The following is a 25,794-nucleotide window of genomic DNA, read 5'->3' as shown; positions in this document are numbered from 1 at the left end:
TAGTGCCGTGCCGCAGACGCGAAGCGTGTGAGGTAGTACGGTTGTCCAGATGAATGCAGGGGGAGGTCGCATAGTGGCCTAGTGCGCGGCACTGGAAATGCCGTAGGGGGTAACACCCCCTCGCGGGTTCAAATCCCGCCCTCCCCGCCAGGTTAGCAGCACGCCAGGGGTCGCAGCGCGATCCCTGGCGCGTTGTTGTTACGGTTGACCGATCGCAACCGAAGCGGTCATATTCCAGCGCAGGCGAGGGTTGTGTTGCGCCGGGGTGATGATGACGCGGTAGGTAATGTCGCCCTGGCGGTTCTCGCCGAGTTCACGGATCCGTGTGACGCGCCCCTGCATTTCGAGGCCGGGCAGTGCATCGAAAGTGATCGTGACCGGTGCATCAGGTTGCACTTTGACGATGCTGAGTTCGGTCAGGTCGGTTGTTTCGATCTGCCAGGCGCCGGGATCGCCGATGGTAATCAATGGTGTGCCAGGGGTGACATACTCGCCCGGTTTGATATTGACCGCAGCAATCAGACCACCGAATGGCGCGCGCAGGGTCAATTCATCGAGTTGTGTCTGTGCCGCCTGGAGCGCGGCAGTGGCGCGGCGTACATCGGCCTCTGCTTCGGCGATCTGCGCAGCAGTAGGACCGGCTTTCAACCGTGCCAGGTTGGCGCGGGCTTCCGCCAGCGTCGCTTCGGCGACGGCGATGGCGCCGGCGCGTTCTTCGCCACGGAGTCTCTCCAGGCGCGCCTGGGCATCGGCGACTTCAGCGCGCGCCGCAGCGAGTTCATCGTTGTTTGTGCTGCGGACAATGCGGTCATACGCCGCCTGCGCCTCGACGACGCGCTGCCCGGCGGCGCTGACGCCCGCCGCTTCCGCCTGACGCGCGGCGTCGTATGCGATGCGCGCCTGTTCCAGGCTGCTTTCGGCGCTCCGCAGCGCTGTTTCCGCCTGAACGAACGCATCGTAGAATTTGCGCTTCTCAGCTTCGTTCAATCCATAACCGAGCGTCGGGTGTTGACCGTCGGCCTGTACGCTATCCCACTCATTTTTTGCGACGACCCACGCTGATTGAGCGCGGGTGAGCGCTTCGACAGCCTGTTCCATCCGCAGACGGGCATCGGTCTTGGCGGCGGAGAGACGCGCTTTTTCGGCTTCGAGCGTGGCGCGTGCTTCTTCCAGGCGTGCGCCTGCCTGAACGACTTCGGGGCGGTTGCTGGCGCGCTCAAGTTCTGCAAGGCGCGCACGCGCCTGCTGGAGACGGGCTTCGGCGGCAAGGATGTCGCGGTCGGTGACATTGCCGCGCACCTGCTGCAATTGTGCTTCGGCACGCTGCACCTGCGCTTCGGCAGCGACAATCTCCTCTTCGGTCGGTCCTGCTTTCAGACGCGCCAGTGTCGCTTCGGCGCGCGCCTTATCGGCTGCCGCCTGTGCAACGATTGCCTCTTGTCGTCGGGTGTCGAGCACGAGCAGCACCTGTTGCGCCTGAACTGTGTCGCCTTCTGATACAAGCACGTCCGCCACCACGCCGCTGCTATTCATCGCCAGCGCAGCGCTGCGTGCCGGCACAACGCGGGCTTCGGCGACCACGCGCTCATCAGCGCGCACAGGCGGTATGGGGGTGGGCTGGATGGCGGTCGCCTGACCGCCACAGGCGGTCAGCGCCAGAAGCGCTGCCGCTGTCATCACCGTTCGTTTCATCGAGAACCAGAACATGCGCCTGCCTCACTCTCTCTGTAGACGCATAAAGACGGGACTACATGTCGTCGTGGGTTGCTGCCTGCGTTCGTGAATGACGTTCGCGCGCAACCCGTTCAATGGCGTTCCTGGTGGCTTCCGATTCCGCCAGTAACGTGTGGAACTCCTGCTGATCGAGCACTGCCGCATCGCAGCCGGTCGCAAAACTGGCGCGCACGCCAGCGGTGCGACGCCCCTGGTGCAGCAGACCGATTTCGCCGAAGTAGGAACCGGTGCTCAGGTGGTTGACAATGATTTCGCCGCCGTCGGGATGTTCGATGAACACCTCGACGTCCCCTCTGGTAATGATGTAGAAGTTGTCTGCCGGGCTGCCCTGCTCGATAATGACAGCGCCGGGAGCATACGTGCGGATGTCGGCGTGACGCATCACCCAGCCCAGTTGATCGAGCGTCAGGGCGGGGAGCGCCTGTGCAACGTATTCGTTGACGATCCGACCGTCGGCGATGATCACAGCGCGACTGACACGCCGCGCCATATCGCTGTCGTGGGTGACCATCAGGATCGTTTTGCCCTGATCGACCAGCTTCTCGAAGAGGGTGAACACCTGTTGCGCCGTTTTCGAGTCGAGGTTGCCAGTTGGCTCATCGGCAAGAATGATCGGCGGATCGTTGGCGAGGGCGCGGGCAATGGCGACTCGTTGCTGCTGCCCGCCGGATATGGCGGATGGCAGTTTATGCGCCTGGTCGGCCATGCCGACCTGATCGAGGAGCATCATCGCCCGTTCGCGTCGTTCGCGCGGCGTGAACATGTTGCAGAAGTCCATCGGCAGCATCACGTTCTCGACCAGTGAGAGCGCGGGCAACAACTGGAAGAACTGAAACACGATCCCGACGTTGCGCCCGCGCCAGACGGCCATCTCACTCTCGTTCAGGGTGTGTACAGCGGTATCGCCAATGAACACTTCGCCCGATGTGGGTCGGTCGATCCCGGAGATCATGTTCATAAGAGTGGATTTGCCGCTTCCCGACTTGCCGATGATCGCCACGAATTCACCGCGGTCTACATTGAGCGTGATGTTGTCGAGGGCGGTAAAGGGTCCTGCGGCTGTCTCGAATACTTTGGTGACGTTGCGCAGTTCGATCAACGTGTCGTTGCCATGCCGATAGGTGCTGTTGGACGGTGTGGCAGTGACGGTTGCTCTGCGTCGAAACCAGCCTTTGAACACAACCCGCTCCTTACTTTTCTGAACCGGTCATTGGATGGGAGTGCGCTGTGCGATCGTTTCCGTCTTGTTTGACGCCGTATCACGCCGGTTGTTGCACAATATCGCCTTGTGGGAACATGGTAACGCGAGAGATGCACTGCGGATAGAGACCGGAGATAGATATCGAGAAGGATTGTTTCGCGTTCGGTATCATCCAGAGGGAATATGCCATTATGCGTGAATATGCTAAGATGTGTGGTGGAAGCGGGGGTGTCGAAAGCGTGCGAAAGGAACTGTTCACACCTGGGGTAACACACGCGCCTGGGAGCGAGGGCGTCCTGCCCTGGTCGCGTCTACGAGAGCAAGATGCCCTTGCTCCCATGCGAAATGTGAACACTTACGTGCGAAACCGGTCGTGCGACCCGGATGCACGCTTCAACGCGAAGGCATAGTTTACAAACCCAGGACGGTTCTGCCGTCGGAGCGAGTCGTGCAGACGCTGCAACCAAAAAATCCATACATTCGCATTGCGCTGCGACGCGCTGCCAGGGGTACCGGCTCGTCGGACACGTTTTTAGACCGGAGAACCGCTGTGCAACACCTGCCAGACCTGTCACGGATACTGGGCGGCATGCGCTGGGCGCTGGTCGGAGCGATGGCGTTGCGCGCCTATGCTTCAGAACGCCTGACGCAGGACGTAGATATCGTGATCCACGCTGCTGATGAACAGGCTGCGCGGGTTGCGTTCATCTCGGCTGGCTACCGGATTGGCGGCTCGTTGCTGATTGGTGGATTTACCGCGCATCCGGAGGAAGGCGTCGGGTACAGCATCGATGTGCTGGCGTTCGACGAACCCTGGCTGAACGAGGCGCTGGCGCAACCGATGTATGATCTCGCCGGTTTCCCGGTGTTAGCGCGACACTTTCTGATCCTGATGAAACTGCAGGCAGGTCGGGCGCAGGATGTCGCCGATATAACCCGTCTGCTGCGCCGGGCGGATCAGACTGAACGCGCCGTTGCGCGCGCGACGGTGGCGACGTATGCCCCCGATCTGCTCGACGATTTCGATGCGCTGGTCGTGCTGACCGATCTGGAGTTCGGAACCGGATCATCGGCAGCAACGTGATCATTACGTCTGGGTTTCATATGTCGCCCCTGTCCTGTCTGGCAGAAGCGTGAGATCACAGGATGAATTGTGCTTCACGCCTGGCGAGCAGGCTCTTAGCAAACGCTAACCTGGCGCCAATACTGTTCTAACGCTCATCCTCTACAATCTTCCGCTGCCAACAAATGCTGCCGAATCATGCCGTAGGATGGCGATCATCGTTCCAGTTTCAAGCAGGAAAGGAGGCAAACGATGCGAATGTTTCGCATCATGGGGCTTGCTTTCACGCTTCTTCTGGCACTCAGCGGCGTGAATCCCGTGCTGGCGCAGGACCAGCAACCGCAACCGGCTCCGCAGGACCTTTTCCTCTTCACTCGTTACCCGGTTCAGGAAGCCACCATCGGCGATCCGGTGACGATCAGACTGACGCTGGGTAGCGATACGACGCCACAGATCGTGCGCCTTGCGGTGCGTGACCTTCCAGAGGGATGGAATGCCAGCTTCCGCGGCGACGGAAAGACCGTTCAGGCGGCGTATGTCGCTCCGAAAAGCGATGCATCGCTCGATCTGCGCATCGAGCCGCCAGAGAACGCATCGGCTGGCGACTATCGTTTGACGGTGGTTGCCCGCGGCAGCGCGCGCGAGGTAACCCTTCCAATTGAGTTGATCCTCAAAGCGAAGGAGAAATCGTCCGCCGGTTTATCGTTCAAAGTCGATCTGCCGATGCTGCGTGGAACGCCCGATACCACCTTTCGCTACAATGTGACCCTGAAGAATGAAAGCGATCGGGAGACGCCAGTCAGCCTGCTGGCTGAAGCGCCGCGCGGCTTTCTGGTCGATTTCAGGCTCTCCGGTCAGAGTATCACAAGCGTTCCCTTTGGACCGAACGAATCAAAGAGCCTGAGCATCGAAGTGAAGCCATTCCCGGATATGCCAGCAGGTACATACGAGATCACCGTGCTGGCGCAGGGTGGCGAGAGTCAGGCTACAACGCGACTCGTCGCCGAACTGACCGGTCAACCGAAGGTGGTGTTGACCACCCCTGACGGTCGTCTCTCCGGCGAAGCGCGCATCGGCGAGAAGACCGCGTTCACTCTCATTGTGCAGAATACCGGCAGCGCGCCAGCCCGGAACATTCAACTGAGCGCTGTGCCGCCAGCTGGCTGGACGGTTGAGTTCGAGCCGAAGCAGATTCCCGAACTGAACAGCAACCAGCGTGTCGAGGTGACGGCGAATGTCCAGCCATCGAACCAGGCGATTGCTGGCGACTATGTGGTCACCTTTGTGGCGCGCCCAGACGAAGGAGCATCAGAGTCAACCGAGTTCCGGGTGACCGTGCTGACATCGACCCTCTGGGGGCTTGTCGGCGTTGCCCTGATCGCGGTCGCTGTCTTTGGAGTGGGGATGGCAGTGATGCGCTTTGGGCGACGCTGATCAGCGCGTTTGTGCGGCGGATGTTCGGATGATGCATTCCGACATCCGCTCCCGTTTGTGCACGACGCAATGGCACACGATGTTCTTGCAGAGATTGCCTGTCTGATGGATTGGCGTCAGGAGGCGGCAATGGACGAAATTGTTGTGGAGTGTCATGAACTGACCAGACGCTACGGCGACTTTGTCGCTGTTGATAGCCTGAATCTGACCGTGCGCAGAGGCGAGATTTTTGGGTTGTTGGGTCCGAACGGCGCCGGTAAAACGACGACCATCCTGATGTTGCTTGGTTTGACCGAGCCGACGGCGGGAAGTGTGCGGGTGCTGGGGCTGGACCCGACGCGCCAGCCGTTGAGCATCAAGGCGCGGGTTGGCTACCTGCCCGATCAGGTTGGTTTCTATGACGGGCTGACTGCACGCGAGAATCTGATCTACATTGCGAAGTTGAACGGTATTCGCGGCAGGGAGATGCAGGAACGCATCCGTGAGTCGCTGGAACAGGTCGGTTTGAGCGATGTCGCCGACCGGCAGGTGAGAACATTCTCACGCGGCATGCGGCAACGCCTGGGTGTCGCCGAAGTGCTGCTCAAGCGCCCGCAGTTGATTGTGATGGACGAGCCAACGCTGGCGCTGGACCCGGAGGCAGTGCGTGAGTTTCTTGAACTGATCCGGCGTCTCAAATCTGATGGGATCACGATTATGCTCTCATCGCACCTGCTCCACCAGGTGCAGGCGGTCTGCGACCGGGTAGGGCTATTCCACAAGGGGCGGATGGTGCTGGAAGGAACCGTCCACGATCTGGCGCAGCGTGTGCTTGGCGGTGCGTACCGTATTCATCTGGAGGCTGAAGGCGGACCCGCCGTCGAGGAAGCGCTGCGTCGTCTGCCTGACGTGATCCAGGTGGTACGTGATGGCGTCCAGACCTACCACATCGAGACGCGGAGCGATCTGCGCGCCGACGTAGCACGCAGTGTGATCGAGGCAGGGGGAAAGGTACTGGCGCTGAGCGCCGATATTCCGCGTCTCGATGAAATATATGCGCGCTATTTCCAGAAGAAAGAGGTGGCATATGCCGTCGCAGCCTGAACGTGTTCCGGTTGGGCGACAGCGTGAAGGCTCTCCATGGACCGGTCTGTGGGCAGTGGTCGCAAAAGAGATGGCAGACCACCTGACCAGTGTGCGGATGTTGATCCTGGAAGTGCTGATCGTGCTGACCGCTTTCGGGACAGTGTATGCCGCAACGCAGAGTCTTCGCGCTGGCGCAGGCGGATCGTTTCTGTTTCTCAATCTGTTCACCACGGCGCGCGAGCCGTTGCCAGCGTTCGTTGGCTTTCTGGGGTTGCTCGTGCCGCTGATCGGCATTGCCCTGGCGTTCGATGCGGTCAACGGTGAGTTCAACCAGCGCACGATCTCAAAAATTCTGGCGCAGCCGATCTATCGAGATGCGCTGCTGTTCGGCAAATTCCTGGCTGGACTGGGGGCGCTGGCGCTGACGCTTTCAGCGATCTGGCTGCTGATTATTGGCTTAGGGCTGTTGCAGCTGGGAGCGCCGCCAGACGGCGAGGAAGTGGTGCGCATACTGTGGTTCCTGCTGGTGACCATCTTTTATGGCGGGATCTGGCTGGCGCTGGCGATGCTCTTTTCAATCGTCTTTCGTCAGCCAGCCACGGCAGCGCTGGCTTCAATCGCTGTCTGGCTGTTCTTCACCGCTTTTTGGGGGATCATTGCCGGTCTGCTGGCGCAACTGTTGCGCCCTGCACCACCTGGCGATGCGCTGGCATTGATCGAGCAGGTGCAGCTGGAACTTGCGCTGGCGCGCATATCGCCCAACACGCTCTATGCTGAAGTTGCGCTGGCGACGCTCAACCCGGCAGTGCGTGCGCTGGGGTTGATCCTGCCAATTCAGTTGCACGGGTCTGTGCCAGGGTCGCCACTGCCAGCTGCGCAGAGTGTGCTGCTGACCTGGCCGCATGCCACGGGTCTGATCGCAGCGACGATCCTGATCTTCGCGTTGGGGTATGTGCTCTTTCAGCGGCAGGAGATCCGCGCCTGACCGTCGCAAGGCGGCGCCGCTTCACACCTTTCCCGGCATCTTACCCCGAGTCGTGGGCGAAGGCGCCGCCTTCGTCCATCCTGCCACGCTGCCAGCGCAGGCGTTCGTTCGCCCCTTCCGCCTGTGCCTGCGAGGAACTTCCCGACGCGGAATTGCGTCTCCTTTCATATGACGTTACAATGCTCAGCATAGCCATAGCAAAGGAGTAACCATGAAACACGGCTCTATGGGGCGCGCGGTAGCGCTGGCAGTTATCGCACTGGCGCTTGCCGCCTGTGGTGTCGCACCGATGGGGTCGCCACCGGCGGCTGCACTCCCGGTGGAAGGTGCAACCGCTGTCAGGCCGCCTGCCGTTTCACCGCCTGCGGCGACGTCGGCGCCGGCGCCAACTCCTTCGCCTGCGCCGCGCTCATCGGCGGGCGGCGTCGAGGTGATCACCGGCGAATTCGAGTATACCAACGACATCATCACCGTCTACTACGTGGAACATGCGGTCGGGCTGGTCGATCTCTACGGGTTCGTCACCCGCGATGAGGAGTGGGAACTGCCGGTTGACAGTCAGGTGTTGGGACCTCTGACGATCGATACGGATCAACAGCGCGGTACATTCCGTCTGTTGCTTCCCGCGCGCCCTGCCGGGACGATGGTCGATGTCGATAATGACGGTCAGCGTAATGCTGGCGTGCAGGTGTTTGTGGTGGCGTACTGGCCCAACCTGTACGGCGGTCCGTTTTCCGAAGGGGATGATCGCAGTTTTGGCTGGCCCGCCTATCTTGCTTCGACGATCAATGATCCGGAGAATAACGATGAAGTGACCGGCGGCAAACTGGTGGTGTGGTCGCCGGACGATGCGCAGCAGTTTCCGACAGATTTCGGTCCTGATGGGTTGCTGTTCACCGATGACGATCCGGTTGGTTCGCTTCCCGCCGGGTATTCGGTGATCGATCTTGATCGGCGACCGTTTGCCATCGAGCGCGACCGCGAGGTGCGGATCACGCTGTATGAGCCGCCGGATGCAGCGATCAAGGATTTCTCCGATCTGTCGTATACGAAGGCGTTCGATGCGATGTTCAACAGGGTGCGTGTGGAGTACGCCTTCAACGGCATTCCTGGCAAAGCGCCGGATTGGGATGCGCTCTACGCCGAACTGGCGCCGCGCGTGGCTGAGGCGGAGCGTCGGGCGGATCGCAGGGCGTTTTTTGACGTGCTGTTCGATTTTGCGTATGCCTTCCGCGATGGGCATGTCGGCGTCAGTTCGCCGCTGTCCGGCGCGCTGTTCCGTGAACGGGCGTCCGGCGGGTACGGTTTTGCCATTCGTGAACTGGATGATGGTCGGGCGCTGGTGATGTTTGTGACGCGCAACGGTCCTGCCGATCGCGCCGGGATGCAGGTGGGGGCGGAACTGCTGGCGTTCAATGGCACGCCGGTCAAAGAAGCGATTGCCGCAGTTGAGCCGCTGGGCGGTCCGTTTTCGACCGATTTTGCGCTGCGCTATCAGCAGGCGCGCTACCTGTTGCGTGCGCCGGTTGGAACATCAGCGCAGGTGACCTTTGCCAATCCGCGCAGTGCGCCCCAGACGGTCACACTGCGCGCCGTCGAAGAGCGCGATAGTTTTCTTGCAACGTCGATCTATGAGGAGCGCAATCCGGCGGCGTTGCCGGTTGAGTTCGAGCAGCGACCGTCCGGTGTCGGGTATATTCGCATCAACGCCAATTACGACGATCTGAACCTGCTGATCAGGCTGTTTGAACGCGCGCTGAAGACGTTCGACGACCTGGATGTTCCCGGCATTATCATTGATATGCGCCAGAACAACGGCGGTGCGCCGCTCGGGCTTGCCGGTTTTCTGACCGATCAGGAGATCATTATCGGTCAGGATGAATACTATAGTGAACGCACCGGTCGTTTTGAGCCGGAAGGTCCGGTTGATAAAATTCTACCCAACCAGAATCAGTACCGTTTCGATAAAATTGCGCTGCTGGTGGGTCAGGCATGCTTCAGCGCGTGCGAGTATGAGTCGTATGGGTTCAGCAGGGTTCCAGGCGTGATCGTGGTTGGTGAAACGCCAACTGCGGGGGTGTACGCCGAAGTGTCGCGCGGGCAGTATGTATTGCCGGACGGTATCTTCCTGCAAGTCCCGACTGGTCGCACGCTGTTGCCCGATGGAACGCCGCTGCTGGAGGGCGTGGGGGTTGTGCCGACTATTCGCGTGCCGGTCACTGCGGAGACGGTGCTTTCTGATCGCGATGTGGTGCTGGAGCGGGCGGAGCGCGAGATCGTCGGGCGCTGACTTCTACCGTAGATACTCGCTCACCTGTCGCACCCGGTCGGCGACTCCGTACCAGATCAGGAACCAGAGGATTGTGAATGTCAGGAGGGCGCCAGCGCGCTCACGATGCTGGAGTTTTGCCAGCGCCGCGCCAGCGCCCACACAGAGTGCCGGATAGATGAAGATCGTCCAGCGCACCGGCTGGTCGCTGATCAGCAGCGTTCCCAGGCTTGCGCATGTTCCCAGCCAGCATGCCGCCAGCGTCGCGCCCAGACCGCCGCGCCGCGAGCGGTTGATCAGCACTGCACCCGTGACCCCGATCGCCAGCGCAAGCGGCGCCACAGGTGCGCCGGGGGTGAAGATCAGACCGGAAATCCACCAGTTCAGTTTGCTCAGCAGTGGATCGCCGGGCGGGCAAACGATGCCCTGTACGGCAAGCGCTGCCTGTGCGATCCGACGCTCTTCCGCCACATGTCCGAATGCTGAGTAGAAAAGCGCCAGCGCTGCAATACCGGCAACCGCAAAAGCGCCAATCGGTTGCCAGGGAAGCGCTGTACGCCAGTACGTGGTGACCGGTGTTTGATCCGATGGTCTCTGCCAGACCGTGCGGAGCAGGAGCCAGACTGCCAGCATTGCGCCGGTCGAAAGCGCAACACCGCCGTGGCTGAGCAGGATGATGAGGGTCAGCATTGTCCCGACGAGCGCAGCTCGCCACGACACCGTATCCCTTGCCTGTGTCAACCAGATCATGAGGGGCGCCACCCATGCCTGTGCGATCAGGTTTGCCATTTCGCCAACCGAATAGGAGCGCAGGATCGGCGGCGCAACGGCGTAGAGCAGCGCGCCGTACAGCGCCGCGCGCCTGCCTGCGTCCGCGCGTCGGAGCAGCAGCCAGATGATCGCAGTCGTCGAACTCTCCAGCAATGCTGTGCCGCTCTGCACCAGCAGGGTCAGCGCCGCGCGATCGGCGCCGGTCAGCAGCACGAAGGGAAGGAGCGCCAGATACCCGCCAGGAGGGTAAGGTTGCGGTCCGGCGCCAGCGCGACAGGGGAGACCTTCGGTAAACAGCAGGATGCCGCGCGCCACATCCGCCAGATTGTTGACGTGCAGCCCCAGATCGCTGGTGAGTGCGTAGGGGTGCACCATTCCTGCCATGCGAACAAACCACGCACCTGCGGTCACGCCGGCTGCGGCGGCTGTATCATCTGCCGGTTGTGTCGTTGTGAGCGCAGCGTCAATGACCGGTATCAAGACGTAGGCTATCCAGATCAGGATGGCGATGGTCGGCGCGACGATCGTCAGGTCCATTCGACGGGCAGCGATCATCCAGGCGAACAAGAGCGCTGTTGCCAGCACAGTGAGCGCCGTGATCGTCGTCGGGGCATGCGCCCGATGCAGGATCGCAGCAGTACCGGTCAGCGCTCCGGCGAGCCAGGCAAGCGTCATCCACGACGGGCGATAGGGCGTCGTTCCAATCGGCGATGCCACAATGCGGAAGACAGGCATCCCCAGGATGCGCGGATCGGTGGCGACGTTCAGGCGCGGCGTCTCGAAGGTCAGGCGAAGATCACCGGATGGGTCGGTGCGCACAAGGAGCATGTATGTCCGGGGCTGCGCGTCGATCTGAAGCGATACCGGCAGGTCGTCAGCAGATCGCCAGACGCCGATGACCGGACTGCCATCGGGTCGTCCGCTGGCGGCAGTGACGCGCAGCAACCAGAGGTCGCCGCCAATGCCGGGGAGCGTCACCGTTGAGGTATCGCGCGTCCAGCGGTATGGTGGGGCATCCGCTGCGTACCACGGACGGTCTGGCAGATGCGCCGGTTCGGGGTCGTTGAAATTGTCGAGAAACGGGGTATCGAAACCGCGCTGACGCGATACCCGGTCGCCGCCAATATCGAGGCGCACGGTCGGTGCAGCCTGATATGCCAGTGACCAGAGCGCCAGCGCGACTCCCAGCGCACTCCACCACAACGGCGCACGCGCTGCCACAGCGATCCGCCTGACTTCGGCGGTGAGCCAGTGCAGCAACGTGGCAGCGGAACGGAATGAAAGCGACGTCACGACAATAAACGCCGGAAACCAGCGCGGATGTCAAACGGTCGCATGTCGCGCTTCGCGCACCGTGATCGACTCTTCATTGCGCTCACAGGACATGCCACGTCAGGTATTGACATCAATAACGATACGCCCGCGCACCTGACCGGCGACGATCTCATCACACAGTTCCTTCACCCGGCTGAGCGGTTCGACGCGACTGATCCGGTCGAGCAGATCGACCGGAAGTTCGCGCGCCAGGCGTTCCCACGCGGTGCGGCGACGAGCCGCCGGACACGTAACCGAGTCGATGCCGATCAGACGCACACCGCGCAGGATAAACGGAAACACGGTGGTGGTCAAACTGGCGCCGCCAGCATTGCCGCATGCCGCCACTGCGCCGCCGGTTGCGGTGGCGCTGAGCACGCGCGCCAGCACGTCGCCGCCGACCGTATCGACGGCGCCAGCCCAGCGCTCCGATTCGAGCGGACGTCCTGGCGTTGCCAGTTCGCTGCGCGGGATGATCGTCGCAGCGCCGAGTTCACGCAGATAGTCGTGGGTCTCGGTGCGACCGGTGGAAGCGGCGACGCGATAGCCGCGCTGCGCCAGGAGTGCTGTGGCGATGCTCCCGACGCCGCCGGATGCGCCGGTGACCAGCACCTCGCGCTCTCTCGGTTGAATGCCCGCCTCTTCGAGCGCCATCACCGCCAGCATAGCGGTAAACCCGGCAGTGCCGATTGCCATCGAGTGCAGCAGGGTCATACCATGCGGCAGAGGAACCAGCCATTCCGATTTGACGCGCGCGTGCTGCGCGTACCCGCCCCAGTGACGTTCGCCGATGCCCCATCCGGTGAGGACAACCGGATCGCCAGGATGGTACTCCGGGCTGGAGGACTCAATCACCGTACCTGCCAGGTCGATGCCGGGGACCATCGGAAAGAAGCGTGAAATCTTCCCCTTGCCGGTTACGTTTAAACCATCCTTGTAGTTGAGGCTGGAATAAACGACCTGGACCAGCACATCTCCCTGCGGCAGATCATCGTTCGTCAGTTGGCGAAACTCAGCATGGATCGCGCCATTTTCCTGGGTCAGCACAAGGGCTTTGAACGTATCCTGACTCATATCCGCCCTCCCTCTTGTTGCGTCACCGCTTCTCCGGCAGCAGCGTGTAATCGGGGAAGTTGCCGTACAACCGCTCGCCAGGAGGACCGACAGTGACTGCCTGCACCAGATACTTACCGCCGACGAAGCATCCCTTCCAGCTTTGCCCGATGCCGCCGAACACTTCGTCCCGATCGCCGCGTGAGCGGATGGTGTTGATGCCGACCTTGAAGGCGCGCACTTCGGCAGCGATCTGCTGTGCCAGACGCTGATTGTCGCAGGCGACCGACGCCACCAGGCAGCCGTTGGAGACGTTCATCTCGTTGATCAACTCTTCCACGCTATCAACCACCACAATCGTGTCGACCGGACCGAACGGCTCATTGTGGTACAGACGCGCGCTGCGCGGAACATTCAGCAGCGAAACAGGCGCCATATAGGCGGAAATATCCTGGTTCGGCAGGAAATCGTCTGCACAGAGGGTTCCCTGATACAGACTGATCGCACCGCCGCCGATCGCTTCGCTGATCAGCACCTGAAGTTCATCAACCTTGCGGCTGTTGATCAGCGGTCCAAAGTCGAGCGTGGGCAGCGGCGCCTCTGGATGATCGACCAGGGTTGGATTGCCGATGCGCAACGATTTGAGCACCGGCAGGTACATATCGAGGAACTGCGGGAAGAGTTGACGCTGAACCACAAAACGAACATAAGCAGTGCAACGCTGTTTACCGTAATCGAAGCCGCGGCGCAACTGTTTCGCCAGCAGATCCCACTGCGTGAACTGCCAGATGCCGTAGGCGTTGATGCCTTCCATCTCGAGCATGTAGCGCTTCTCGCGGTCGTACAGGCTGGCGGCGATGTCGCGTCCGTTGGTTTTGCCGCCGACGAATGCCAGGCAGGCGATCTCCGGTCCGCGCACCAGCGCTTCGGAAAGCTTCCCGCCGGAGCCGCTCACCAGCGAGACCGGCAGTCCGCAGCGTCGCGCCAGCGCCAGTGATACGGTCAGTGCAAACAATCCGCCATCGCTGGGCGTTTTGGCGATCACCGGATTGCCTGCCAGCGTCTGCACCAGCATGGCGTGCACCAGCACCGACAGCGGGTAGTTCCAGGAAGCGATGTTTGAGATCAATCCAAGCGGCGTGCGTCCTTCCAGCATGGATGGAATCTGCTCGACATACCACTCGACGCCGCTGATACAGCGATCAACATCGGTCATTGCCTGAGCATAGGGTTTCCCGATCTCCCACATCAGCAGTCGTCCGATGAGTTCACGATGTTGACGCAGCAGGTGGACGCATGCATCGACGCGCTGCTGGCGTTCAGCAAGGTCAGTTGTCGACCAGGCGCCGAATTCGGCGGCAGATGTGGCAACGGCATGACGGGCGGTGTCGAGGTCGATCATCGGATAGTAGCCGAGAGCCGTGCCATCAACGGGTGAGAGGAACAGTTTGGGATGACCAGGACAGCACCACTCGCCGCCGATCAGGTTGAGCGGATGTCCTTCGTGGCTGAATGCTTCAGGAACGAGGGTCTGTGCCTGTTCCAGCAGGTGTGCCCATTCCACGCCGGGGGCGATGATCTTGTTGCTCATAGGTGTCGTGTTCCGTCATGATAGTGAAGGGCGCAGTTTCCTGCGCCCTTGAAGTCGCTGCGCAGATGTGTCCGATCTACTCCAGTTTGCTCTCCTTGATACGCTGTACCAGATCTGGAACGTACCGCGTCGAGATTCGGCCTTCGCGGAACGGTGGATCTTCGAGCATCGCCAGCGTGAATGGAATGGTGGTATGAATGCCGGTAATCACAAATTCACGCAGCGCGCGTTCAAGGCGAACGAGCGCTTCGTTCCGATCGGCGCCCCACACGATCAGTTTCGCCAGGAGCGAGTCGTAATAGCCGGGTGGAGCATACCCGGCGTACAGGTGCGAATCGACACGCACCCCCGGTCCGCCGGGCGGCAGGTAGTACTCGATCTCTCCACCCGACGGCATAAAGTCGCGGTCAGGGTCTTCAGCGTTGATGCGCGCTTCGATAGCGTGCCCGCGCATCACCACGTCCGACTGCTTGATCGTCAACGGTTCGCCAGCCGCAATGCGCAACTGCCATTTGACCAGGTCGATGCCGGTGACCATTTCGGTGACCGGATGCTCGACCTGGATGCGTGTATTCATCTCGATGAAGTAGAAGTTGCCGTCCGGATCGAGCAGGAACTCCATGGTTCCTGCATTGACATAATTGATGGCACGGACGCCTTTGAGCGCTGCTTCGCCCATGCGCTCCCGCAATTCGGGCGTCACGGCGGGCGAAGGCGCCTCTTCGACAATCTTCTGGTGGCGGCGCTGCGACGAGCAATCGCGTTCGCCGAGGTGAATCGCGTGACCGTACCGGTCTGCCAGCACCTGAATTTCGACGTGGCGCACCTGCGGCAGGTATTTTTCCATCAGCAGGGCGCCATTGCCGAACGCCGCCTCCGCCTCGGCTTTTGATGTCGGGTAGGCTTTGATCAACTCCTGTTCATTCTGCGCAACGCGCATCCCGCGCCCGCCGCCGCCGCCCGATGGTTTGAGCAGCACCGGGTAGCCGATCTGATGCGCAACCTCGACCGCTTCTTCGAGGGTGCGCAGTTCGCCGCGTGATCCCGGCACGGTTGGGACCCCTGCATCGCGCATGGTTTTCCTGCCCAGCGCCTTGTCTCCCATCATCCGGATGGCGTGGGCGTCAGGTCCGATAAACGTGAGTTTGTACTCCGCGCAGATTTCAGCGAAGTACGGATTTTCGGAAAGAAAGCCGTAGCCGGGATGGATCGCTTCGCACCCGGTCATCAACGCTGCGCTGATGAGCGCCGATGGATTGAGGTAGGAACGCGCCGATGCAGCGGGACCGATACAGACGGCTTCGTCAGCCAGGCGCACAGCAAGCGAATATTTGTCGGCTTCGCTGTACGCTACAACGGCTCGCACGCCAAGTTCGTGACAGGCGCGAACGATACGAACCGCAATTTCGCCACGGTTGGCGATGAGCACTTTGTTGAACATGGCACCCGGGCTTTCTGTCAGAACAGGCGCTTTGACCCTTTCATATACACATACCCGTGTACGAACAGAGAGTGAGGGGTCAAGGGTGCGGGGTCAAGAGTGCGAGGTTAAGGGTGCGGGGGTCGGAGGCGAAGGGTCAGAGTCCTTGCCTTGACCCTTACCCCTCGCCTGATTGCCTTACCACCTGCAACGTTCAACGTTCTCACCTTCAACCTTCAACCGCTTCCCGCTCGCCTCACGCCTCACGCCTCTCGCCTCACTGATTATACCCCATGTTCCAGGTTTTGAAGCATTTCAGACCACGCCTCGTACAGTTCGTCTTTGTCTTTGAGACCTGCGCGCGGAAGCGCATGGTTGACAACGTAGGTCGCACCCTGATGGCGATTCTCCCACATTGCCTGATGCGCCTGGGGCAGTTCGTGCCACTGAACAAGGGTTGGTTCCGTGATGCTGAGCAGTCCTGCGCTAATCTCGTCATTCAGGCGCACGATCTCGTATGCATTCGAGAGGTGCGTGCCCCAGATATTCGCCGTTGGCATGTAGATCCGCCGCTGGCGCATCCAGACCTGCGGGGCGAAGAACGAGTAGCGACGCCCATCCATATTCTCGAAGTAGACGACGCGACCGGTAAACGGCTTGATCAGCATAACGCTGACCGCCAGTGAGTCGTGACCGGCGCGCTCGATAATCAGATCGGGATACCCGCGTGGATTATCGTTGCTGCGCAGGAACTGTCCGACCGCTGATCCTAGCGGCTTGAAGGTCAGGTCGTTGAACCGGCGCACTGCCGCCTTGAAGGTATTGATGTCGCTCTTCGCATCGGGCAGCGGCGGCATCGTTTCGGGCCAGTCGAACTCATCGCCATAGCGGCGCTGCAACTCTTCCAGGCTCACGACACCCTTGAGCGATGCGCCGAATCCCAGGCTCAGCACAAATTCGCGCTGTGCGTCGGTGTAGGTCACCACAACGATGCGCGCTCCCATCGCACGCGCCGACTCGATCGCTTCCAGGCCGACCTGATCGACGAGACTGACGCGATGCTCAAGGGTATCTGGCGCAACACCGGACTCGTACCCCTCGTCACCCAGGTATGACCGATCATCGACGCCGTAGTAGATCATAACCGCTTCACCGGCGCGCAATCCCGCCCGACGCAGTATCTCCACCGGGTCGGCAGCGCCCGGCTTGCCGAGGAAGGTGAAGTGGTAGCCGCTCGACGCGCCGTAGAAGGTCAATGTCGGGATATGACCATCGTGCGGTTCGCCAAGCAACTGAAAACTGCGCGGGAACGCCGTTTCTCCGGCGTGCGAAACGACGTAATCCGCCAGATGACCGCCGTTTTGCGCGCGGAAGTCGTCGAGCAGCGGACGCCCGGCGGCTTCCCACTCTGCCCACTTCGCCGGATCCTCCGGCACGCGGGTGAAGATCCCGGCGTAGCGCGGATCGCGACGGTTGATGACGCCGACGGCGCCAGCTGCGCGCACAACCGCTGCACGCTCCTCCGAACTGACCATGCCGGTGACATACAATCCGTTGCGCGCAGCCGAACGTGTTGCATCCAGACCGGTACCGGTCGCGGCGCCCTCAACAAAAATGCGGCGACCGGGCTGAATCTTGAGCGTGGTGAACAGCGCGCGATAAATCGTTCCCAGTGTCAGCATATACGACCCTGCCGCTTCGAGCGTCAGGTCGGGCAGAATGTGGAAACACTGCGGCGCCTGCGCCACCATGAATTGCTGGTGCGATGCATCGGGCGTATTGTACCCCTGGATGACAAAATCGGCTGCCATCGGATCGAGACCGACCATCGGCGAGAGGAGATCGTTCTGACCAGAATAGATCGATACCAGATCGCCGACCTTCAAGCGCCCTTCGCGCTTCACCTCCTCGCCGACTGAGACAATCAACCCGACGCCGCCAGAGCCGGTTACGTGCCAGTCGCGGTCGTGCTCATCGAACAGGCTGACCGGAATGCCGGTAATCGCCCAGATGTCGTTGAAGTTGACTTCCGAAGCCAGAACGTAGAGCAGGACATCGTTCGGACCGGGCTTATCGACAGGGATGATAATCTGTTTCTCTGCCTCGATTGGGTCGCCGTGGACAGGCGCTCCGGTGATCTCATCGCGCACGGCAGCCATGGCGTACTGCGCCACAGGGATCGGCGTGACGCCGGGGAAGAACGGCGTGCCGATCGGCAGGAGCATACCGGCGTCGATCAGGCGTTTCTCTTCGTCAGGGGTCAAATGGATGCGTCGGCGTGTTGGTAACGGCGCGCTGCGCTTGTCCAGGAAGTCCTGAATGCCGATCTTCCCTTCATCGGGAGCAACGACTGCTTCAGCGAACAGGCGCGCTTCGCGCTCCAATCCGGCCATCAAGCCGCGGGTAAAGCCGGTGCGCAGCGCATCAGTGATCCGCTCGATCGCTTTTGATCGACCGGCCCACTGCGCCTGATGGGTGAGCCGGGTAATCAGCGGATTTTGCAGCGCCTTCTCAAGCAGTTCCGCCATCTGCGGGTCTGGCGCTTCCCACTGTGCAGTCAACTCACGGCGCAGTGCATAGGCTGTCGGCAGGGGGGGCCACAACGCTTCGCCTGCAGTTGCCGGGTCGTGGAATGGCAAGAAGAAGGTCGTCGGATCCTCCGACGTAGTGGGAATGATCCGGAGTTCGGTCGGTTTACTGCCAGGTTGCGCCAGGATCATCTCGCGCGCCATCCGGGTTGCAACGGTCAACGCATCCTCGTGCCCATATGCAACCTTATCGACCAGACCGATCTCATAGGCATGCTCGGCATTCAGCGTCCGCCCGCCCATAATGATCTGGAGCGCCTTGATCAGACCAGCCTCACCACGGCGGCTGTAGAGCAGGCGCGGCAGACGTTGCGTACCGCCATACCCCGGCAGCAGCCGCAGATTAATCTCCGGTTGCCCAAATTCAGCGTGCGGATCGGCAACCCGATAGTGGCAGGCAAGCGCAAACTCCATACCGCCGCCGAGCGCCACGCCGTTGATCGCCGCGATGCACGGCTTGTTCATCGTCTCGATCTTGCGGAATGCCAGGTGGGCATTGTTGGGCAGCGCCAGCGCATCTTCGATAGTGTGCATCTCTTCGAGCATCTGCTTGATGTCGGCGCCAGCCACAAAACTCTTCGTACCGCTGCCGGTAAAGATCACAGCTGCCACGTCTTCACGGCGCGCCAGGTGATCGACAATCGTGTTGAGTTCATCGAGCGCGCGTTCGTTGAGAGCGTTCACCGGCGGGTTGGTGACCGTCACGATTGCGATGCGCAGGGTGCGTGTTCCAGGTGCAACCGCCACGCTGCCATCGCCAGCAACCGCAGGACGTTGCTGAACCGGATGGTATTCGATCCGGAAGTAGCGGTAGCGCTCGAAGATGCGCTGTTCTTCCGCCATGCGCTGCTTGCGCTTCCACGCTTCGATCTTCTCTGCGATTTCCTTCAACGACTCAGGGTTGCGCAGCGTTGTGGTGTCGCCCAGCGGCTCATCGAGCATGAGGTTGCGCAGGAAGCGCCGCATATACTTGCCGGATCGCGTCTCGGGGAAGGCGCTGACTTCGATATAGTCCTCCGGCACGCTGACGGCGCCCTTTTCATTGCGCACCAATTCGTTGAGGCGGCGGCGATCCTCGCTCGTCAGCTTGCGCCCCGGCGCCGTCAGAATGAACGCCACCGGCGTCAACCCCTTCTCGCGGTGCGGCGCACCGACGACGATACAGTTGCCGACCGGCGAGTCAGGTGTAATGATCTTGTCGCGCAGGATGGCGCCCTCGATCTCCTCAGTGCCCATGCGATGACCGGATACGTTGATCACGTCATCGGAGCGACCGTGCAGCGTGAAGGAGCCATCGGGGTACTTCATGGCGAAGTCGCCCTGGATGTACCCCCATTCACCGTTGGGACCACGCCGCCAGTAGGTTTTGACAAAGCGCTCAGCATCACCGCGCCAGCGTGGTGCGGCAGCGCCGTTCCCGCTCTGCAACGCGGCGACCCATGCCTCGAACCCTTTGACGTCGCCCCAGATGGTGCGCGTCAGGTAGGGGTAGGGCGCGGTAATGACGATTTCACCCTTTTCCTCGTAATCGGCGATGCGATAGCGTGGCGCTTCCGCACCGGATGCGTCGCGGTCGCCGCCCTCCAGCACCCACACCTCGCCAGCGATCCAGGGCAGCGGATAGGTGTGCGCATCAGGGCGGAGCGGAAAATCTTCGTTGCCGTAGAAGTGCGTCCAGACAATGCCGCCATGCTCGGTTGCCCAGTACGAATTGATATACTGTGGCGACATCAGTTCCATGCCGAACTGCTGCACCGCAGGGCTGACCGGCTCAGCGCAGAAGGTGCAGACGCGCAACGATGACATGTCGTACTGACGCGCATCGGCAGTGTTCTGCGGGTCGGACATGACCGTTTTGAGGAAGGTCACGCCCGCCTTGAAAATGCGCACCCCGTAGCGTTCGATAATGCTGGCGAAGCGTCCAGCAGACGGGAAGACCGGTGAGCCTTCGGTGATAATGCCGGTGCAGCGTGTCGTCAGTGTGGCGCAGATCATGTAACTCTGACCGGTGATCCAGCCCGGATCGGCAACGACATAGATCGTATCGCCCGGTTCGGCATCGAAACTCACCTTCATCGTATGGGCAACGCCGGCGACATAGCCGCCGTGAACATGCACCACACCCTTTGGTTTGCCGGTGCTGCCTGAGGTGTAGATGATGAACAGCGGGTATTCCGCATCAAGCGGCTCGGCGCGACTGGTAGCGTACAGCGCCTGCACGAACTTCTCAGTCGGCAAGTTGAGGAGTTCTTCTTCGCTGTGCACCTCGATGCCAGCGGCGCGTGCGTTTGCCAGAATGGTCTCCAACGCCTTTGCCATCAGTTCGTGACTCCAGCGGTCGCGCTCCGGTCGCCACAAAATATCCTGACCGGTATGGCGCACGACGATAACCGCATCCACACGCGGCGGGGTGCTGACCAATGCCTGTGCGACAGCGGTGCGTGCACGCGACTGCGCCAGGGCATCGATGCCGGTCAGACTCTCGATGGCCCGTCCGACAGCGCGCATGGCGTCGCTGCGCTCAATGGTGATGTCGTCTTTGAGCGCCTCGCGCACCTGCGCCAGGATGCTCTCGATCTGCTGCGGCGCCAGCAACGCTGTGCCTGGCGTGGGTGATCCTTCGCCGCCGCTGAGCGCCGCTTCGATAATGGCAAGCGCCGTCTCGACCGGTACGAACTTATCGAGCGCCTGATCGGTGTACTGCTCTTTGTACGCGACGACCTGTGCATTGCGATAGGCGCCATCGCTGGTGATCACCAGGCGTGCGCCTGCGTTGTGAATGCGGTCGCTGAGGGTCTTATCGGAGAAGCCGCCGAATACCGGCGTGTAGATGATCCCCAGGCGCTTGGCTGCCTCAGTGTAGTAGATCTGTTCCATGATATTGGGCATGTTCAGAGCGATGCGATCCCCCGTCTTCAGCCCCAGATCACGCAGCACCTGCGCCGCTTTGACCACTTCGAGCATTAGTTGCTTGCGGGTCACGGCGAAACTGACAACCGGACCGCCGCGTCCATTGTTGAGCGAGGAGTCCCAGCGGTCACCTTCGAAGTAGAACGCCACCTCATCGCCATACCCGGTCAACACGTGGCGATCCACCTCGTTGAAGCAGGCATTCGTCAACCCGCCCTCGAACCAGCGGTAGAACGGCGGATCGTCGCCGTTGAACGCGCGTTCCCACGGCTCATACTCAGGACCGTAGGGCACATCGACAGGTGCGCCATCGCTGTGGCGCAGTCCTTTCCAGCAACCGCCCTCTTCATCCCAGGTGATCCATGCGCCAAGGCGTCGGTCATACCAGTGAATGGCGCTACGGGCGATTGCGCCATGGAATGCGCCGGGGTCGGCGAGCGCGGCCTGGCGCTGCGCCTCCCAGTCGGCGCGCGTGCGCACCGGATTGGTGCGCGGCGGGCGAAGAGCGGATTCGATGGTGGTCATAGGTCCTTTTCTCCTGACAAGATCCCCAGTATGTATTTTATACGGTTATTGCATTCCCGCGGTAGATGCGCGCCCGGTAGCGACTTTCGAGCGGCGTTGGAAGAGGTGCGCTGGTGAGCAGCACGGCATTGACGAAGCGTTGCAACTCTTCTTCCTCCTCTGCCGGTGTGCGTGGCTCTTCACTGCGCGCGCGTCGGGTCAGGTCCACCTGATTGACCGGCACGTGCGGCATCGTGCGCTCACTTTCTGCACCGGCGGTTGCGGTGAGGGCGTGCAGCGTCGTTTTGATAAAGTTTGCCAGTGCGAACTCTTCCGCAGTGGATCGCGCCGAGGTTGGCGGTGTGACAAGGGTGACATTGGCGCCCTCGATCAACCCCGCTTTGCGCACAACCCGGAAGTGATGGGTGATGTGCTGTTCGACCAGTTCCTCGAACTCAGGCGTCGTCAGAACATTGCTCCAGTCGCCGTTCTGGGCGCTGAGCGCCCGTGACGGCAATGGACGGAACGGCGTCGAGATGACCGGTCCGGGGCGACCATACTCCGCCATCGCGCGATCAATGCCTCCCTCAATGTCGCCGCCGGTCGGAATGATGACGAAACGCCCGGCAGCTTCTTCATCGGCAAAAACAGTCGCCAGTTCGGCAGCCGCCTGCTCTGTCTCCGTCAGCAGCACAACGCGCGCAACGTGGATTTCATCAAGGAACGTGCGTGCAAGCAGCAGCAGATGCTGTCGCAGATGCTCGCCAATGAGGTAGACAACGCTTCCCGCCATGCGCTCGAGCCGCTGCCGCCCTGGTTTACCGAACAGTTCACCTTCGGTCACAGTGCGCTCGAAGCGCAAACCACCCGATGGATGGAACGTTTCACCGGTCACATTACGGTCAGCCAGGTAGAATACGGTCGCCAGCGCCACGTCAAACTCGGTCGGCATGCGTTGCAGATGCAGCATGCCAAGGATGCCATCACGCACCTTGATCGCCTCGCGCTCGATCTGCGCCTCGGTGAAGAACGGATCGGGCGGCTCATTGGTCAACGCACGCCGGTCGCCAGCGGTGATGTATCCGCCATTCTCCAGGCGATTGAGCAGTTTTCGCGCAATGGTGGCATTCATCAGGTACGATTGAGCGCTCCCGCCAGCGTCGGTCGTCTCGCGCAGCATGGTTGCCAGGCGGCGCACCGGCGCAGGCATGGCCGGGTTGTCGGCGATCGTCTGGAGATCATTCACAAACAGATCCGGCAGCAGCGCAGCGATCACGGCGCCTTCGTGGCGCGCCGCCAGGAGAGCGGCAAAAACCTCATTGAGACGCTTATTTTCGAGGATCAAGCGGGCGCGACGCATAAATAGACCGGGACGATTGGCGGCGCCTTTCAACCGCTCCCCCTCCACCGGTCCGGGAGCGATGGCATTGATCTGAATCTCCGGTCCCAGGAAGCGCGCCAGGCTTTCGACCATTGCGCGTTGACCCGCTTTGCTGACCGCATAATCGGCGCGGTTGGGGTAGGGGATCGCCACATACTTTTCGCCGCCGAAGTACGATGAGACGTTCAGGACATACGCGCCGCCTGCCGCTTTCATTTGCGGCGCGAGCCGACGCAGCAGCGCATAGTTGCTGATCAGGTTGGCGCGCAGCGTATGGCGCCAGGCATCAACCGGCATATCGATCACCATTTCTTCGGCGCCGGCAATGCCCGCATTGTTGATCAGATAATCGACCTTGCCGAACACCCGCAGCGTATGGTTGACCAGCCGCTCCAATCCATCGATGTCAGAAACATCGCTGTTGGGGAAGATTGCAACGCGCGACTCGGCATCGGGGTAACTGGCATCACGCACCTCACGCACGATCAGGGCGCGCATCTGCTCCAGTTGTTCAGCATTGCGCGCCGCCAGCATCACGTGGGCGCCGGAGAGCGCCAGCAGACGTCCAATCTGCGCGCCGATCCCCGCGCTGCCGCCGGTAATCAGCGCAACCTTGCCCATATGCAGACCGAACAGACTTTCCGCCCAGCCGAAGCCCGGATTGTGCACGCCGATGGTACTGACGATTTGTTCGGGAAGATACAGATTGATCTCGGCGATACGCCGGTCGCTGCCCAGCAGTTTTGCCACCCAGGCGCAGGTAAAGTCGAGGTTTGCCGACTCTGAATTGACATAGCGGATCAACTGATTCGCCCATACTGCTGCGCCCGGTTGATCTTCGTGCCGGTGCGCCGGGTTCGCCGCATCGTACTCGCTCTCGTGACGCCAGACGCGCGCCAGTTGTTCGACCGCAGCGCGCAGAATATCGGCGTACCGGTTCCCCTGCTGGTCATCCGGGTTGCTGACGAAGAGCACCCGATGCGCCCGCGAGCCAGCGGGATGTTCTTCCCAGAATCGCGCCAGTTCGCGCGCCAGCGCGATAGCGCCAACCAGTTCCTGCTCCAGGAAGCGGTCAATAATCCGGTCATCCACATCGATCAGGCTTTCGGTTGGCGCATGGCGGAGTGAAGCGGGCAGAATGACCGCGTGGTGCAGCGTTCCCAGTTCTGCGCGGATGCGTTCAAGCGTCTGCGCAGCCGCGCGCGAGTCGAGCGGATCGAGATGCACCAGACGGGTTTCAGCGACCATCGTCGGGCGACCGTACATATCGGCTGGAGCGACGTGGCGCGGTTCGCGCAGCAATGCCGAGGCTTTTTCCAGCGCCTGCACGTCGCGGAACCCGACGACCACCGTCGCCCGACAGGAGCGCAGTGTGTCAGATAGCGCAATTGCATCATCGACCTGATCGCCGGCACAGATCAGAATGACGTTGCCGGTTGCATCAACGCTGCGCAGACCGGGGCGCGACACGAATGTCGTGCGGCTTTCGACCGGCGCCTCCATGCCGTGGGTCACCTCAAAGGCATGACCGGTGAAGGCTGCCGATTCTTCGCTGGCAAGAAACACGGCCGTATTGGCGACATCGACCGGCAGCGGGAACCGTTTTGTCACTTCGCCCTGCGTATCAGCGCGACTCAGGCGCATAAGCCTGAGAAAACTTCTGGCAGTTTCGCCTTCGGGTTGCCCCTTCAGGGCATCCATCGCCTGGAATACCGTATGGATCCGCTCACTCTCGATCGGTCCGGGGTAGATGGTATTGACCCGAATCCCACGCACCCCCAGTTCGCGCGCCAGCCCCTGGCTCAACGCATTGAGCGCCGCTTTGGGCACAACGTAGGCGATACGTCCGTAGTAATCGGTGCGCGAAAAGATCGTCGAAACATTGATAATGCTGCTGCCAGGCGGCATATAGGGGGCGGCGGCGCGGGTCAGGTTCCAGGCGACGCCGACCAGATTTCCGACCGCCTGCGCCAGCGTTTCGGTGTCTGGCGGGTGCACCTCAGATGGCTCGAGCGGAATATCGACCAGGCGGCGCCGCGGTCCGGCGCTGCCAGCGTTGTTGACCAGGATATCGATGCGTTTCAGGGGTGTTGGAACATCCGCACCGCCGTGAACGATCTGCGCGATGGCGGCGCGCACCTGCGCCATATCGCTGCCGTCCATCCGCAGTGCCACGACGCGATCCGGGGCGATGCGCTCTTCGTCGATCAGGCGGCGACGGTAAGCGGCAAGTTTCTCGACATTGCGCCCGGTAATGACGACGGTAGCCCCTTCTGCCAGGAATCGACGGGTAATGACTTCGCCGATGTTACCAGCGCCGCCGGTGATCAGAGCCACTTTTCCTTCGAGGCGGTCGTGTCGCCGCGTTGTGCTCATGGGTTTCTCTCCTCTTCCGATGGCGCCCGCCACACTGCGGTATGATGCACTGTGGCGGCGCCACAGACCTCTGGTTTCGTGAGTATGCGTGTGTGACGCGGAACGGTCCTGATCATCCGGACGTGCGTCAGAATG

At 61.3% G+C, this 25,794-nt stretch carries 13 protein-coding genes and 1 tRNA gene; 6 read left to right on the top strand and 8 right to left on the bottom strand.

Features of this window, described 5'->3' with window-relative positions:
- Nucleotides 1–59: 59 nt before the first annotated feature.
- Nucleotides 60–150 (top strand) — tRNA-Ser (locus ROSERS_RS16535).
- Between the two features lie 48 nt (nt 151–198).
- Here ROSERS_RS16535 and ROSERS_RS16530 read toward each other — a convergent pair.
- Nucleotides 199–1,707, bottom strand: coding sequence for an HlyD family efflux transporter periplasmic adaptor subunit (locus tag ROSERS_RS16530; RefSeq protein WP_011957918.1), 1,509 nt, complete (start codon nt 1,705–1,707; stop codon nt 199–201).
- 40 nt (nt 1,708–1,747) lie between these two features.
- The gene (locus ROSERS_RS24290) at nt 1,748–2,914 is read right to left on the bottom strand and encodes an ABC transporter ATP-binding protein (protein ID WP_011957917.1); all 1,167 of its coding nucleotides are present in this window, start codon (nt 2,912–2,914) and stop codon (nt 1,748–1,750) included.
- Nucleotides 2,915–3,485: 571 nt separating this feature from the next.
- On the opposite strand from ROSERS_RS24290, the gene ROSERS_RS16520 reads away from it, so the two are divergent.
- The 5 genes from ROSERS_RS16520 (at nt 3,486) to ROSERS_RS16500 (ending at nt 9,772) form a co-directional block, all read left to right on the top strand.
- A complete protein-coding gene (locus ROSERS_RS16520) occupies nt 3,486–4,019 on the top strand; it encodes a hypothetical protein (RefSeq protein ID WP_232282641.1) in 534 nt (177 codons plus the stop codon).
- 231 nt (nt 4,020–4,250) lie between these two features.
- A complete protein-coding gene (locus ROSERS_RS16515) occupies nt 4,251–5,432 on the top strand; it encodes a COG1470 family protein (RefSeq protein ID WP_011957915.1) in 1,182 nt (393 codons plus the stop codon).
- 129 nt (nt 5,433–5,561) lie between these two features.
- Complete coding sequence (locus ROSERS_RS16510; protein WP_041333937.1) at nt 5,562–6,515, top strand: ABC transporter ATP-binding protein; 954 nt, start codon at nt 5,562–5,564, stop codon at nt 6,513–6,515.
- On the top strand, nt 6,499–7,482 hold the full coding sequence (locus tag ROSERS_RS16505; protein WP_011957913.1) for an ABC transporter permease: 984 nt from the start codon (nt 6,499–6,501) through the stop codon (nt 7,480–7,482). Before ROSERS_RS16510 ends, ROSERS_RS16505 begins: the two co-directional genes overlap by 17 nt.
- Before the next feature lie 211 nt (nt 7,483–7,693).
- On the top strand, nt 7,694–9,772 hold the full coding sequence (locus tag ROSERS_RS16500; RefSeq protein WP_011957912.1) for a S41 family peptidase: 2,079 nt from the start codon (nt 7,694–7,696) through the stop codon (nt 9,770–9,772).
- A gap of 3 nt (nt 9,773–9,775) precedes the next feature.
- Here ROSERS_RS16500 and ROSERS_RS16495 read toward each other — a convergent pair whose 3' ends face one another.
- The 6 genes from ROSERS_RS16495 to ROSERS_RS16470 all read right to left on the bottom strand — a co-directional run bounded on the left by ROSERS_RS16495 (nt 9,776) and on the right by ROSERS_RS16470 (nt 25,659).
- Nucleotides 9,776–11,815 carry a hypothetical protein gene (locus ROSERS_RS16495; protein ID WP_011957911.1) on the bottom strand — a complete coding sequence of 680 codons (2,040 nt, stop codon included), beginning with the start codon at nt 11,813–11,815 and terminating at the stop codon, nt 9,776–9,778.
- 99 nt (nt 11,816–11,914) lie between these two features.
- Nucleotides 11,915–12,910 carry an acrylyl-CoA reductase (NADPH) gene (acuI, locus tag ROSERS_RS16490; RefSeq protein WP_011957910.1) on the bottom strand — a complete coding sequence of 332 codons (996 nt, stop codon included), beginning with the start codon at nt 12,908–12,910 and terminating at the stop codon, nt 11,915–11,917.
- A 22-nt stretch (nt 12,911–12,932) separates the two neighbouring features.
- Nucleotides 12,933–14,480 carry an aldehyde dehydrogenase family protein gene (locus ROSERS_RS16485; protein WP_011957909.1) on the bottom strand — a complete coding sequence of 516 codons (1,548 nt, stop codon included), beginning with the start codon at nt 14,478–14,480 and terminating at the stop codon, nt 12,933–12,935.
- Between the two features lie 76 nt (nt 14,481–14,556).
- Nucleotides 14,557–15,921, bottom strand: coding sequence for an acetyl-CoA carboxylase biotin carboxylase subunit (gene accC, locus ROSERS_RS16480; protein ID WP_011957908.1), 1,365 nt, complete (start codon nt 15,919–15,921; stop codon nt 14,557–14,559).
- A gap of 263 nt (nt 15,922–16,184) precedes the next feature.
- On the bottom strand, nt 16,185–21,923 hold the full coding sequence (locus ROSERS_RS16475; RefSeq protein ID WP_011957907.1) for an AMP-binding protein: 5,739 nt from the start codon (nt 21,921–21,923) through the stop codon (nt 16,185–16,187).
- A 37-nt stretch (nt 21,924–21,960) separates the two neighbouring features.
- Nucleotides 21,961–25,659, bottom strand: coding sequence for an SDR family NAD(P)-dependent oxidoreductase (locus ROSERS_RS16470; RefSeq protein WP_011957906.1), 3,699 nt, complete (start codon nt 25,657–25,659; stop codon nt 21,961–21,963).
- Between the last annotated feature and the right edge of the window lie 135 nt (nt 25,660–25,794).

Origin of the sequence: Roseiflexus sp. RS-1 (assembly GCF_000016665.1) — a bacterium.
In the GTDB taxonomy this organism is placed as follows: domain Bacteria; phylum Chloroflexota; class Chloroflexia; order Chloroflexales; family Roseiflexaceae; genus Roseiflexus.
The sequence above is the reverse complement of the archived record's forward strand: the minus strand, read 5'-3'. Positions and strand labels throughout refer to the sequence as shown.